Below are 13,230 nucleotides of genomic sequence, written 5' to 3' on the forward strand. Positions count from 1 at the left end.
TCATGCTGTTTTTTGCTCCAATAACTTCAATATTTCAGCAGCCGCAGCTTGTTCTGCAAAACGGCGGCTACTTCCTTCGCCAAGGCTAACAGGCAAACCTTCCACTTTACACACCACTTTAAAGTGTTGATTTGGCGCATCACCCTGAATATCAGTCACCTCATAAATTGGCAAAGGTTTCTTGTGTGCTTGTAAAAATTCTTGCAAGCGTGATTTTGGATCTTTTAACTGATCCGTTGGTTCAATATGGCTTAAATATGGCGTATACCAATTTAAGACAATGGTTTTAAGTTGTTCTAAATCATTACAATCTAGATAAATCGCGCCAATAATGGCTTCAACTGTATCGGCAAGAATCGATTCGCGGTGATGCCCACCCGACTTTAATTCTCCCGCACTTAGAATCATATACTGACTGAGTTTCAAATCGGTTGCAATTTTACCTAAAGTTTCTTGGCGCACCAAGGTTGCACGCATGCGTGTCAGTCGACCTTCATTTTCATGCGGATAAGCATGATATAAATAATTCGCCACAATCATTCCAAGTAAGGAGTCTCCAAGAAACTCCAAACGTTCATAATTGTATTTATGACTGACTGAACGATGCGTTAAGGCAAGTTGCAATAATTCAGCTTGCTGAAACTGATAACCAATTTGTTGAGCTAAGCGCATATTACTTAGCTTGGACTGTCCTTTGATCAAAACTTTTCTCGAAGCTTAGAATTAAATCAATATTCAAAAACAAATGATTGCGCACTTCGTAGTGCTTTTTCACCTGAATTTGACCATCATTATTTGAAACTTTAGCAATATCATCAAATTTAAAATCATTGATATGATTCATATCAAGGCTTTGATTCATTTTTGATGAAAATTGACTAAGTGATAAATCACTATTGGTTTGTAAGGTCTTTACAATTTCCTTATTGATAATACGATCATCCCAATAAGCAGGCCAAATAATTACAATCACTTTTAACACCATGATTGTAACCATAATAGCAATTGCAAAACCTAAATAGGAAGCACCACGTTGACCTTGTTGCATTTTAATTTTTATCCAAGTGAAATTTTAGTCGATTTTACCATTTCGGCTAAAACTTGGAAGATGTAAACCTGGTTCTTTATGCATCCAGACATAAAAAGCTCGACCGGTTAAGTTTTCTTCAGGTACAAAACCCCAAAAACGGCTGTCAGCACTTTCATCACGGTTATCCCCCATGGCAAAGTAATGACCTTTTGGAACGGTCACTTCCCACGCCTTACCTTCACTTTGTACAAAAGTTTTATTTACACTTGCAACAAATGGTACTGCACTTGCTTGATTGGCAGACACAGCATAATTATATTGCTCAACCAAAGGGTCACGCCCTTCTAAATGACGAACAAGATGCTTATGCGTACCTAAAGTCTCATAGGTATATTGCGGTGCAAAAGAAGAAAGCTGGTCTTTTTCACGACTAAATTGTGTTGAAGTTGTTGGCACTGGTTGATTATTAATCGTCAATATACCATCACGGTAACGAATATGGTCACCAGGCAAACCAACTACACGTTTGATATAACTGATTTTCGGATTGAGTGGATAACGAAAAACAATCACATCACCGCGTGATGGCTCACCCACATCAAGCACTTTTTTATTTAACAATGGTAAGCGAATGCCATAGTCAAACTTATTCACCAAAATAAAATCACCCGTTTCTAAGGTTGGTACCATCGAATCTGAAGGAATGTTAAATGGTTCATATAAGAATGAGCGCAAGATAAGTACAACCGCAAGCACTGGCCAAAAGTCATACGCCCATGTAATGACAAAATGTTCATTACCTCGTCCCCTTGTTTGACGCTGTTTAAGTTTCAACTTATCCAACAGCCAAATAAAGAATAAAACAATCGTTACGGGAACGAGGATTAAATTAAAATCAAAATCCATGGGGGTATCCTAATGGTGGTTTATCGATCGACTTTCAATACCGCTAAGAAAGCCTCTTGTGGAATTTCAACACTTCCCACTTGCTTCATGCGTTTCTTACCTTCTTTTTGTTTCGAAAGCAATTTCTTCTTACGCGAAACATCACCACCGTAACATTTTGCCAATACATTTTTACGCATTGCTTTCACAGTTGAACGCGCAATAATTTGTGCGCCAATCGCTGCTTGAATTGCAACATCGTACATTTGACGTGGAATCAAATCTTTCATTTTTTCAACAAGTGCAATACCACGATGACGTGCGTCTTGGCGGTGACAAATCATCGCCAAGGCATCAACCTTTTCACTGTTAATTAATACATCGACTTTCACTAAAGATGAGCTTTCAAAGCGCACAAAGTTGTAGTCGAGTGATGCAAAACCACGTGAACACGATTTTAATTTATCAAAAAAGTCCATGACCACTTCAGCCATTGGAATTTCAAACGATACAGAAACTTGGTTACCCAAGAATTTCATGTCTTTTTGCACACCACGACGCTCGATACATAAGGTCATCACGTTACCCAAATATTCTTGAGGAACTAAAATATGACACTCTGCAATTGGCTCACGTAAATCTTCAATGGTGCTGCCATCAGGCATTTTTGATGGGCTATCGATATAAATCGTTTCGCCTTTTTTGGTCACAGCTTCATAAATAACCGTTGGCGCAGAGCTAATTAAGTCTAAATCGTACTCACGCTCTAAACGCTCTTGTACAATTTCCATGTGCAGCATACCCAAGAAGCCACAACGGAAGCCAAAACCTAAAGCATCCGAGCTTTCTGGTTCAAAGAACAGCGCCGAGTCATTAATTTGTAACTTCTGTAACGCTTCACGGAACGGCTCGAAGTCACTGGCATCAATTGGGAAAAGACCTGCATAAACCTGTGGTTTCACCTTTTTAAAACCAGGTAATGTCGCAACTTCAGGCGTTGCAGATAGCGTAATGGTATCGCCCACTGGCGCACCAAAAATATCTTTAATCCCTGCAATAACAAAACCTACTTCGCCCGCTTCAAGGATGTCGGTTTCGGTATGTTTTGGATTAAACACACCTACAGAAGTTACAGGATGAACTTGCCCTGTAGATTTCACTAGCATTTTGTCGCCCTTACGGATACGACCTTGCTTAATACGAACTAAAGACACAACGCCCAAATAGTTGTCGAACCATGAATCGACAATTAACGCTTGTAGCGGTGCTTCACGGTCACCTTCAGGCGCTGGGATCACATCGACCAAACGCTCAAGAACACCTTCAACACCTAAACCAGTTTTAGCTGAACACGTTGGTGAATCTGTTGCTTCAATGCCAATAATTTCTTCAATTTCATGAATCACACGTTCAGGTTCAGCCTGCGGCAAATCAATTTTATTTAGAATAGGTAAAACTTCTAAGCCTTGTTCAATTGCGGTATAACAGTTTGCAACCGATTGTGCTTCTACGCCTTGTGCTGCATCTACAACCAAAAGCGCGCCTTCACAGGCTGCCAATGAACGAGATACTTCATAAGAGAAGTCGACGTGCCCCGGAGTGTCAATAAAGTTAAGCTGATACTCTTGACCATTTGGATGAGTGTAATATAAGGTCACAGACGCAGCTTTAATGGTAATCCCACGTTCGCGCTCAAGCTCCATAGAGTCCAAGACCTGAGCTTGCATTTCACGATCTTGCAGACCACCACACATTTGAATAAAGCGGTCAGCCAATGTCGACTTACCGTGGTCAATGTGAGCAATGATCGAAAAGTTGCGAATATTGCTGATATTTACGGATTTTTTAGTTACTGCCATGAATCACTCAAAATATAAGTACACGATCATGTACTTATTTAATGAAGTACCCATGACGTGTAAAGAATTAAAATCTCAATAACGGCACAGTATAAACAGCTATGTTAAAAAAACATAGATTTTATAAAAATTTGTTTAGTTCACGCTTTACTTAACCTTAGGTTAAAATATGATCATGATTATAGTTAGCGAAGTGAACAGGTCTGTTTAAACAAACAAAACTTAGCAATGACAAACGACTAAAAACAAGATTGATTCAGCCAAGTCGAACCATGCCCATATATCGAGTGACGACGAACAAGTTTATCACTACAGCTAAGATAATATCAGCTTAGCTAATCCCCACCTCAATACAACTAAGTTCAGAAAACGTTGTAGAATAAAGTAAACATCCGTTCACTTAATTTCATCTAAGATCAAACACCACCTTAACTCGCTTAGTCTATTAAACCCATCATCTTATATTTTGATAGAGATTTTAAATATTTTCCGTAAAATCAAATGGATTTATCTCGCCTGACAAAGCCGCATAAGCCTGAATAAATGTGGGTGACATGCGTTTTGGTCTTGCTGTACTCAGTTCCACACACGCCCATTTGGTTGTTCCCACCAAAATAATCGCAGCATCACGAGCACGATACAACGCATAATCACGGTAACTGTGCATACTGTCAGTTTTAGATACCCATGTTCGAAGTATAAGTTGATCTGCTAAAAAGGCAGCTTTACGATATTGCACATGTTGCTCAACTACCACCATGGCATGCTTTAATTGCTGGAATATTTCTAAACTTAAGCCTAAATCTGTTGAATGCGCCTGTGCAATCTGCTGCATCCATGCTAAATAAGCCATCTGCTGGACTTGCCCTAATTCATCCAAATGTTCAGGCAATATTTGTACCTGTAAATCAAATACCTGACTCATAATTTTTCCATCAAAATCTAAACAATCATGTTACGCCAATTTAAATGATGCCTGCATCAAATAAAAATAAATCTGCACATATTCAAACCACTACACTATACTCAAATACAATAAATTGAGATTCATTTTATGATTTTAGTCAATGCCTGCCTTACAGGTGAGCCTGTTCGTTATGATGGAAAATCATGCCTAACACCGCTCTTAGCAACCCTGATTGCACAAGGTAAAGTCAAAACAGTATGCCCTGAATTACTAGGAGGATTTAGCACGCCAAGACTTGCAGCTGAAATACAATATGGTACAGGTGCAGACGTATTAAATGGTGATGCAAAAGTTATAGATGCTTCAGGCCAAGATGTCACCGCCATATACCTAGACGGTGCAAAAAAGACCTTACATTATGTACAAAAACTTCGTCCTCAATGTATTGTTTTAAAAGAAAATAGCCCTTCATGTGGTTCAGCATTTATTTATGATGGTCATTTTCAGCAAAAGAAACACCATGGATTCGGGGTCACAACTGCGCTATTGCAGCAGCATGGCTTTCAAGTTATTTCAGAGCATGAGCTTCCAACATGGCTTCACCAACATCCACTCGATTAAACGGATGAATAGATTTTGAAAAATAAAGAAAATAGCCACATTATTTCCGAGCAACAAATTGAAACACACCCTCTGCCGCCATTCTTACCCACAAATGCACAACTTTTAATGGTTGGTAGTTTTCCACCGCCACAAAGTAAATGGAAAATGGATTTTTATTATCCAAATTTTCAAAACGATATGTGGCGAATTATGGGCTTACTGTTTTTTCAGGATAAAAACCATTTCTTAGATTTAACCAATAAACAATTTAAATTAACCGAGATTAAAGCTTTTTTAGAATATTACGGCATTGCCATTTACGATACCGCCTATCAAGTGATTCGGCAAAAAGGCAATGCGTCTGATCAGTTTTTAGAGGTGATGACACCAAGTCCACTCTTAGAAATATTAGAAAAAATTCCGAATTGTTATACGATTATGACCACAGGCGAAAAAGCAACAGATACGCTGATGCTTAATTTTAGTCCGGACACACAAAAACCGACACTTAACCAACCATCACTAGTGCAGCTTACACAAAAAACACTCCATCTATATCGCCTACCTTCTAGTTCTCGCGCCTATCCGCTGGCTTTAGAAAAAAAGGCCGAATGTTATGCCAATTTTTTTAGAAGCATTGGCATGCTCAATTAAAAACCCCTCTTAGGTTATAAAAGGGGTTTATTTAGACATTAAAGCGAATTAATGCACAGCTTGGATTTTCTCAAGGAAGGACTTAGCACGTTCATGCCTTGCATCTAAGTTTCCAAAAAATTCAGAGGTTGCACAATCTTCTAAAATTTCGCCTTGATCCATGAAAATCAGACGATTAGAGACTTTTCTAGCAAAGCCCATTTCATGGGTCACACACATCATGGTCATGCCTTCATTCGCAAGCTGCATCATGACATCTAGCACTTCACCCACCATTTCAGGGTCAAGCGCAGAGGTTGGTTCATCAAACAACATACAAATTGGGTCCATACATAAACCACGGGCAATCGCAACACGTTGCTGTTGCCCACCCGAAAGTTGCCCCGGAAATTTATCTTTATGCGCTAACAAACCAACACGCTCTAAATACTGTGTCGCTTTGGCACGCGCATCGGTTAAATTACGTTTAAGAACTTTGATTTGTGCAATGGTTAAATTTTCAAGTACAGTCATGTGTGGGAATAACTCAAAGTGTTGAAACACCATACCTACACGCGAACGAAACTTAGCTAAATCAGTTGCTGAATTTGTCAATGACACATTATCGACAATAATTTCGCCTTTTTGGAAAGGCTCAAGCGCATTCACTGTTTTAATTAAGGTTGATTTTCCTGAACCTGAAGGGCCACACACCACGACTACATCACCTTTTTCAATTGATGTAGAACAGTCAGTTAGAACACGGAAATCACCATACCATTTTGAAATATGCTGTATGTCGATCATCGGCATTTTGATATCCTCAATTTAGCGAATAATGGCTACTTTTTGCTGTAAACGTTTAACTAATCTAGATAAGAAGAAAGAAATACAGAAATACACCACAGCCACGATTAAATAAAAAGTTGCTTTTGTTTCTGGTCCGTATGTATTGGCGAGACTATCTGCATTACCTAAAAAGTCTGGTGCACCAATCACGTAAACCAATGAAACGTCTTGAAATAAAATAATAGTTTGGGTCAGTAAAACTGGAATCATGTTACGAAACGCTTGTGGCAACACCACATAACGCATTGACTGCCCATAGGTAAAACCTAATGCAGAGCCTGCAAATACCTGCCCTTTAGAAACCGATTGAATCCCTGAACGGACAATTTCAGAAAAAAAGGCAGCTTCAAATACTGCAAAAGTTATCACACTTGAAAATAACGGGCCGTAATAAGTATCTGACTGAAACTGAAAAACTTTAGGTAATAAAAAGTAAAAAATGAAAATGACTTGAATCAGTGGAATACCACGAAAGCAGTCAACATAAAGTTTGGCAAAGTTACGCGCAATGACATTGTTAGATAAACGCATCATTGCCAGTGGCGTACCAATTAGAATCCCGCCAATCATGGCAAGTACGCTCACAATCAGGGTAAATTGCAAACCTTTGAGTAAAGTTTGTATGACATCAGGATGTAAAATACTAAAATCCATCTTATTTATCCCCTGAACCTAAGCCTGGCACACGCATACGTTTTTCAACCCACGCCATCATCGCTTTAATGCTATAGGTAATGATTAAATAAACAGGTGTCGATAAAATCAAAATCACAATATCTTGCGAGGTTTCTTCACGCATAGTTTTGGTATATGCAAAGAAGTTAAGCACACTTAATGCATATAACACGGCTGAGTTTTTGAAGATATTCATTGATTCTGAGGTCAATGTCGGCCATACAATTCGATATGCAACAGGCAAAATCACGTAACGATAGCTTTGTGCTGTGGTAAAACCCATTGCAGATGCGGCAAATTTTTGCCCACGTGGGACGGTTAAAATACCTGCACGAATATGCTCAGAAATACGGGCTGCGGTATATAAACCCAATGCCATCACCCCAATTACCGCAGGATGTTGATTCAAAATACCTTTCCACCAACCGCCTGCAACAATTTCACCACTACCAGGACTTAAACTTTTTGGTAAAAACTCTGGGAATACAAATGCCCAGAAAAACAACTGAACAATTAAAGGAATATTTCGGAAGATTTCAACATAGGTATTGCCAATCGCTGCAAGCGGTTTATTTGGCAAAGTACGAATAACACCTAAAACTGACCCAAGCAAAAATGCAATAATAAAAGACAAGAGTGCTGTCCACACCATCGTCACAACACCGTTACCTAGCATTTGTAACCATGTTGGTGCTTCAGCAAAAGCTGAGTAATTACTACCGCCGATATGCTGACAAATATTTTCTGCCCAAGCTGCCTTATCGACACTGTATTCATTTGAAGCTGAACAAAAAGACGTCCAATTTAATGAGCCAAGAGACATACATGCTCCTTAAAAAATAAAAACCTGATCACTCATTCACTGAGTGATCAGTCTCATTACAACCGAATTAGATACCAGCGTCGGTTGGACGTGCTTTTAACTTTTTAAATGATGCACTTGGTGCCATATTCAAATTGGTGTTTTTTGGTGGAATTGGTGACTCAAACCATTTTTTGTACAACTTATCCATTTGACCAGTTTTCCACATATTGGTCACAACACGGTCAGCAACCGCTTTGATGGGTGCATCACCCTTAGCCAACATAATGCCATATGGCTCTGAAGACAATACTGGCCCTACAATCGCAAAGCTTTTTGGATTTGAAGATTTTGCAATTAAACCTGCTAAAATATTATCATCCATCACAAATGCAGCCGCACGGCCAGAAGCGAGCATTGCAAAAGAATCGGCATGGTCTTTACCATAGACGTTTTGCACATTTACAGCCTGACCTTTTTCATTCATTTTAATGTATTTATCAGACGTTGTGCCTTGTGTGGTCACAACCGCTTTACCATTTAGGTCGCCAATACTTTTTATGCTTGTTCCCGCTTTAACAGCCATACGCACTTCTGTTGCATAATAGTTGGTTGAAAAAGAAACTTGTTGCTGACGTTGAATTGAGTTGGTTGTAGTACCACATTCCATATCAATATTCCCTGAAAGCAATTCAGGAATACGGGTAGAAGATGTGACCGCCTTATATTCAACTTTTAAATTCGGCATATTCAATTCTTTCTTAATTTCATTTGCAACATTATTACAAATATCAATTGCATAGCCGACTGGCTTACCAGCAACCACATAAGAAATTGGATCAGACGACTCACGATGTCCAATCACAATTTTACCTGTGCTTTTGATTTTTGCTAATGTATCTGCTGCTTGAACCTGACTTGCACCAGTCATTGCACAACACATCAATGCAGAAGCCAGTACTGATTTTGAAGAAAGTTTCATGATTCACTCCGTGATTAATTGTTGTTTCCGCCGATCATTTACCCCAGATGGCGTTGATTGGCAAAAATGATTTTGCTTCTAATAAAGCAAACCTCATGCCAACTACTATTTAGTAATCTTTATTGTTTTCATTACTAAGCCTAGATTTATAATCAATTTAATCAAAAGAGTGAACAAAAAACCGACCTTATTCGACTTTTGTCTAATTTAAAGCCACTTTATTAATATATTTTTTATCTTAATTGGCATTTTACGCACTATTTTCTTATCTCATACAAAAAAACGCCCAACAATAAGGCGTTTTTCTCAAACATTGTTTGTTTTTGTTTCAATCTGTTTTATTGAGTACAGCTAACGCTTGCTGGAATACAGCCTCTTCATTTTGCGTTGCATCTAAACGAACAATCCGCTCAGGATAACGTGCATATAAATACTGATAACCCTCACGAACACGACCAAAAAATTCCAGTTTTTCTTGTTCAAAACGATCTAACTCGCCACGCTCACGTGCACGTGCCATGCCTGTTTCAATTGGTGCATCCAACCAAAAGGTAATGTTAGGTAAACGGGTTACAAAATTTTGATTCAGCATTTCAAGTTTAACTTGATCTAAACCACGACCTTTGACTTGATAAGCAAAACTTGCATCGCAAAAACGATCACTTAGCACGACTTTATCGGCTGCCAAAGCGGGTAAAATCACTTGGTTCAAATGCTGACTACGCGCAGCATACATCAATAAAAGCTCAGTATCTGCGGCCATTTGTTCTTCGTGGTTTACAGCAAGTAGCATGTTACGAATTTTTTCAGCCAGCGGTGTCCCACCAGGTTCACGAGTCAATACAACATCTTGCCCTAAACTTAAAAAGTGAGCATGTAGCTTGCGAATTAATGTGCTTTTTCCAACACCTTCTGTACCCTCAAAACTTACAAACATTAAGGCGTTGCTCCCGCTTTTTTCTCTCTTAAAACTGTTAAATATTGCTGAACAGCCTGATTATGTGCATCTAAGGTGGCGCTAAAGGTATGCCCACCACGACCTGTTGCTACAAAATAAATATTATTTGACTGATCAGGATGCAATGCCGCTTCAATTGCCCGTTTGCTTGGTAACGCAATCGGTGTTGGAGGTAAACCTGACATGGTATAGGTATTATAAGCCGTTGGTGTACGTAAATCGTCTTTGGTCAATTTACCCTGATAATGACTACCCATGCCATAAATCACGGTTGGATCGGTTTGTAAACGCATCCCTTGTTGTAAACGGCGTACAAAAACACCCGAAACTTGACTCAGTTCATCTTTTAAACTGGTTTCTTTTTCAAGAATAGATGCCATAGTTAAAGCTTCATATTTATTTTTATACGGCAAATTTGGCGCACGCTGTGCCCATGCGGTATCTAAGTTATTCATTTGATGTTGATATAAGTCGAGTAAGATTTTTTTATCTGACTCACCTTTATTATAAAAATAAGTATTCGGGGCAAATAAACCTTCTAAATGCGCATAGGGTAAACCTAAAGCTTTGAGCATTTCTGCTTCGGGTAAATTCACCACAGTTTTATTCACCAATGGATCTTGTTGTAAACGCTCAACCAATTGCTTAAATGTGGTGCCTTCAATCACCAAAATACGATTCATATGTGCATTGTCTGCATTTGAAATCATTTCAAGAACTTGGCGCACACTCATACCACGGCGTACTTCATAAACCCCTGCTTTTAAAGTGTCATGAATGAATAATTTTTGATAAATTTTCAGCACGATCGGAAACTTAACCTTATTTTCTTTGGCTAAATTGTCAATAAAACGAGTATAGGTTTCCCCTGTATTCACCGACATAAATTGGCGGTCAGCTTGTATAGGATAGCCTTTCCATAAACTGAGCGATGCCATCCACAACAATATGGCAGCAAGGACAAATAAACTGGTGATAATCCATTTGCCAACTGAAAACGTTGACTTATTCGGTGCTGACTTTCGCTTTACTGACTGTGCCATAGTGCATCTATCTGATTCAATTTAAGTTGCTGAAATAATGCTTGTGCAGGTTCAAGCTGTAATGCCCGTCCATTTAAATGGGTTGCAATTTGCATCGGATGTAAAGCATTACAAAAAAACAGCGCATCGATTTGAGTAAGCTGCATTATTGTGAGATTTTCTTCAAAACATGCAATCTCTAACTGCTGCATACGCGCTAAAATTTCCGCACGCATAATGCCATGTACGCCATTATACCCAAGATTCGGGGTAATCCAGCGATTATTCACCCACAGAAAACAATTACTGCTGATTCCTTCAACAATTGTACCATTCACATCGGCAACCAATGCTTCTGCCAAGCCTTTTTGTTCTGCTTCTTGCTTTAACATCACTTGTTCAAGTCGATTTAAGCTTTTTATTCCAACCAAAGTTGGCATACAAAGACCCAAACGCAATGCTAAAAGCTCAACTTGCCCAACTAAACTCCACATTGAATTGGCGTTCATCTCAGCACTTGGATAAAAAAACACCCAAACATCTGCATCATGTTGAGGAAAAGCATAGCCCCGTTGCCCTTCGCCCCGACTAATTACAATTTTAAGCGTGCCATTCAAAAAATTGGCGTGTGCTAAACTTTCTGCAATTAAAGATAAATTACATTGTAATTGCATTTTCTGACATGCTTGTTCAAGCCGTTGCATATGCCGCAACCACAGCTGCACCTGACCATTCACTACTTTGGCTGTACTAAAACAACCATCACCATAATGAAACGCACGATCGAGTACTGCAACTGAATCTTGCAATACTGCATTTTTATAACAGAGCATAACCTGCGCCAAACCATTGATTTTCAGATCTAGTTTAAGGTGAATCCACTTTTATTATTTCTTTTTTATTCATATAAATTGCATTTTTTATTATTTTTTTAGATTTAAAACTCATCGTATGCTGCACCACATGACTATTTCAGCACTATGCCGAGAACGAAAATGCAATTAAATCAAATAAAAGTTGGGCTTTTAGTATCACTCTTATCTTTTTCATCATTCAGCTTTGCTGCCAAAGATTTCTTGAATGTGTCTTATGATCCAACTCGCGAATTATATACAGACATCAACAAATCATTTGGTGCTTATTGGAAGCAAAAAACAGGTGAAACACTAAACTTTAAGCAATCACATGGCGGTTCGGGTAAACAAGCTCGTGCTGTTATTGATGGTTTAGATGCCGCTGTGGTGACCCTTGCACTTGCGGCCGATATTGATGTGATTGCAGAAAAAGCCAAATTATTACCCCAAAATTGGCAACAACTTTTACCACAGAACTCAACGCCTTATACTTCAACCATTGTCTTTTTAGTGCGCAAAGGTAATCCAAAACACATTAAAGACTGGAATGATTTGGTTAAACCTGAGGTTGAAATTATCACACCAAACCCGAAAACTTCGGGTGGTGCGCGTTGGAACTATTTGGCTGCATGGGCTTGGGCAAAACATCAACCGAATGGCAATGACAAAACTGCTCGGGATTTTGTTGCTAAAATTTATAAGCAAACCAAAGTATTAGATTCAGGTGCACGTGGCGCAACCACCACCTTTGCAGAGCGTGGCATTGGCGATGTGCTTTTGGCATGGGAAAATGAGGCTTATTTAGCGGTACGTGAACAACCGGGTAAATTTGAAATTATCACCCCGTCTTTATCTATTTTAACCGAACCGCCTGTTGCCATTGTTGAGAAAAATGCCAAACGAGATGGCAATTATTATCAAGCCAAAGGCTATTTAAATTATTTATATTCACCTGCTGGCCAAGAAATTATCGCCAAAAACTTTTATCGCCCTCGTAATCCTGCGGTATTAAAAAAGTATAGCACTGTATTTAAGCCACTCAAGTTAGTGACGATTGACCAAGAATTTGGTGGTTGGAAAAAAGTACAAAAAGAACATTTCGAAAATGGTGGTGTATTCGACCAAATTGTGCAAAGCAACAATGCAAAAAGATAACCATTTCAAAGTGTAA

The 13,230-nt window shown here is 38.9% G+C and carries 15 protein-coding genes; 3 read left to right on the plus strand and 12 right to left on the minus strand.

Features of this window, described 5'->3' with window-relative positions; genetic code table 11:
- The 5 genes from rnc to FXN70_RS02390 form a co-directional block, all read right to left on the minus strand.
- Window positions 1-702, minus strand: coding sequence for a ribonuclease III (rnc, locus tag FXN70_RS02370; protein ID WP_324645839.1), 702 nt, complete (start codon window positions 700-702; stop codon window positions 1-3).
- Entirely contained in the window at window positions 674-1,048 is a 375-nt protein-coding gene (locus FXN70_RS02375; RefSeq protein WP_324645841.1) for a DUF4845 domain-containing protein, read from the minus strand. Before FXN70_RS02375 ends, rnc begins: the two co-directional genes overlap by 29 nt.
- A 24-nt stretch (window positions 1,049-1,072) precedes the next feature.
- A complete protein-coding gene (gene lepB / locus FXN70_RS02380) occupies window positions 1,073-1,936 on the minus strand; it encodes a signal peptidase I (RefSeq protein ID WP_324645842.1) in 864 nt (287 codons plus the stop codon).
- Between the two features lie 20 nt (window positions 1,937-1,956).
- Entirely contained in the window at window positions 1,957-3,774 is a 1,818-nt protein-coding gene (lepA, locus tag FXN70_RS02385; RefSeq protein ID WP_324645844.1) for a translation elongation factor 4, read from the minus strand.
- Window positions 3,775-4,252: 478 nt separating this feature from the next.
- The gene (locus FXN70_RS02390) at window positions 4,253-4,699 is read right to left on the minus strand and encodes an acyl-CoA thioesterase (protein ID WP_324645846.1); all 447 of its coding nucleotides are present in this window, start codon (window positions 4,697-4,699) and stop codon (window positions 4,253-4,255) included.
- Window positions 4,700-4,828: 129 nt separating this feature from the next.
- Between FXN70_RS02390 and FXN70_RS02395 the strand changes: the two genes are divergently transcribed.
- The gene (locus tag FXN70_RS02395) at window positions 4,829-5,302 is read left to right on the plus strand and encodes a DUF523 domain-containing protein (protein ID WP_324645848.1); all 474 of its coding nucleotides are present in this window, start codon (window positions 4,829-4,831) and stop codon (window positions 5,300-5,302) included.
- Between the two features lie 42 nt (window positions 5,303-5,344).
- A complete protein-coding gene (locus FXN70_RS02400; RefSeq protein ID WP_324646058.1) occupies window positions 5,345-5,938 on the plus strand; it encodes a uracil-DNA glycosylase family protein in 594 nt (197 codons plus the stop codon).
- Between the two features lie 48 nt (window positions 5,939-5,986).
- Here FXN70_RS02400 and FXN70_RS02405 read toward each other — a convergent pair whose 3' ends face one another.
- The 7 genes from FXN70_RS02405 to pabC all read right to left on the minus strand — a co-directional run bounded on the left by FXN70_RS02405 (window position 5,987) and on the right by pabC (window position 12,038).
- Entirely contained in the window at window positions 5,987-6,730 is a 744-nt protein-coding gene (locus tag FXN70_RS02405) for an amino acid ABC transporter ATP-binding protein (protein ID WP_324645850.1), read from the minus strand.
- Window positions 6,731-6,745: 15 nt separating this feature from the next.
- Window positions 6,746-7,420, minus strand: a complete 675-nt coding sequence (locus FXN70_RS02410) for an amino acid ABC transporter permease (protein WP_324645851.1) — start codon at window positions 7,418-7,420, stop codon at window positions 6,746-6,748.
- A gap of 1 nt (window position 7,421) precedes the next feature.
- A complete protein-coding gene (locus FXN70_RS02415; protein WP_324645852.1) occupies window positions 7,422-8,264 on the minus strand; it encodes an amino acid ABC transporter permease in 843 nt (280 codons plus the stop codon).
- 67 nt (window positions 8,265-8,331) lie between these two features.
- Window positions 8,332-9,186, minus strand: coding sequence for an amino acid ABC transporter substrate-binding protein (locus tag FXN70_RS02420; protein WP_420714358.1), 855 nt, complete (start codon window positions 9,184-9,186; stop codon window positions 8,332-8,334).
- Window positions 9,187-9,553: 367 nt separating this feature from the next.
- On the minus strand, window positions 9,554-10,162 hold the full coding sequence (gene tmk / locus FXN70_RS02425) for a dTMP kinase (protein WP_324645856.1): 609 nt from the start codon (window positions 10,160-10,162) through the stop codon (window positions 9,554-9,556).
- The gene (mltG, locus tag FXN70_RS02430) at window positions 10,162-11,226 is read right to left on the minus strand and encodes an endolytic transglycosylase MltG (RefSeq protein ID WP_324645857.1); all 1,065 of its coding nucleotides are present in this window, start codon (window positions 11,224-11,226) and stop codon (window positions 10,162-10,164) included. Before mltG ends, tmk begins: the two co-directional genes overlap by 1 nt.
- Window positions 11,211-12,038, minus strand: coding sequence for an aminodeoxychorismate lyase (gene pabC, locus FXN70_RS02435; RefSeq protein WP_324645859.1), 828 nt, complete (start codon window positions 12,036-12,038; stop codon window positions 11,211-11,213). The genes mltG and pabC overlap by 16 nt, the downstream gene beginning before the upstream one ends.
- Before the next feature lie 162 nt (window positions 12,039-12,200).
- Between pabC and FXN70_RS02440 the strand changes: the two genes are divergently transcribed.
- Window positions 12,201-13,214 (plus strand): sulfate ABC transporter substrate-binding protein, encoded by a 1,014-nt coding sequence (locus FXN70_RS02440; protein WP_324645861.1) that lies wholly within the window; start codon window positions 12,201-12,203, stop codon window positions 13,212-13,214.
- The last annotated feature ends 16 nt before the right edge of the window (window positions 13,215-13,230 follow it).

The organism is Acinetobacter sp. MD2, assembly GCF_035615575.1.
GTDB lineage: Bacteria > Pseudomonadota > Gammaproteobacteria > Pseudomonadales > Moraxellaceae > Acinetobacter.

Bases quoted from the DNA above. Each gene is read 5' to 3' on its own strand.
- FXN70_RS02395 (WP_324645848.1), top strand. From the start codon at position 4,829: ATGATTTTAGTCAATGCCTGCCTTACAGGTGAGCCTGTTCGTTATGAT.
- FXN70_RS02440 (WP_324645861.1), top strand. From the start codon at position 12,201: ATGCAATTAAATCAAATAAAAGTTGGGCTTTTAGTATCACTCTTATCT.
- lepA (WP_324645844.1), bottom strand. From the start codon at position 3,774: ATGGCAGTAACTAAAAAATCCGTAAATATCAGCAATATTCGCAACTTT.
- tmk (WP_324645856.1), bottom strand. From the start codon at position 10,162: ATGTTTGTAAGTTTTGAGGGTACAGAAGGTGTTGGAAAAAGCACATTA.
- lepB (WP_324645842.1), bottom strand. From the start codon at position 1,936: ATGGATTTTGATTTTAATTTAATCCTCGTTCCCGTAACGATTGTTTTA.
- FXN70_RS02375 (WP_324645841.1), bottom strand. From the start codon at position 1,048: ATGCAACAAGGTCAACGTGGTGCTTCCTATTTAGGTTTTGCAATTGCT.
- FXN70_RS02405 (WP_324645850.1), bottom strand. From the start codon at position 6,730: ATGCCGATGATCGACATACAGCATATTTCAAAATGGTATGGTGATTTC.
- FXN70_RS02410 (WP_324645851.1), bottom strand. From the start codon at position 7,420: ATGGATTTTAGTATTTTACATCCTGATGTCATACAAACTTTACTCAAA.
- mltG (WP_324645857.1), bottom strand. From the start codon at position 11,226: ATGGCACAGTCAGTAAAGCGAAAGTCAGCACCGAATAAGTCAACGTTT.
- FXN70_RS02420 (WP_420714358.1), bottom strand. From the start codon at position 9,186: ATGTGTTGTGCAATGACTGGTGCAAGTCAGGTTCAAGCAGCAGATACA.
- pabC (WP_324645859.1), bottom strand. From the start codon at position 12,038: ATGCTCTGTTATAAAAATGCAGTATTGCAAGATTCAGTTGCAGTACTC.
- FXN70_RS02390 (WP_324645846.1), bottom strand. From the start codon at position 4,699: ATGAGTCAGGTATTTGATTTACAGGTACAAATATTGCCTGAACATTTG.
- FXN70_RS02415 (WP_324645852.1), bottom strand. From the start codon at position 8,264: ATGTCTCTTGGCTCATTAAATTGGACGTCTTTTTGTTCAGCTTCAAAT.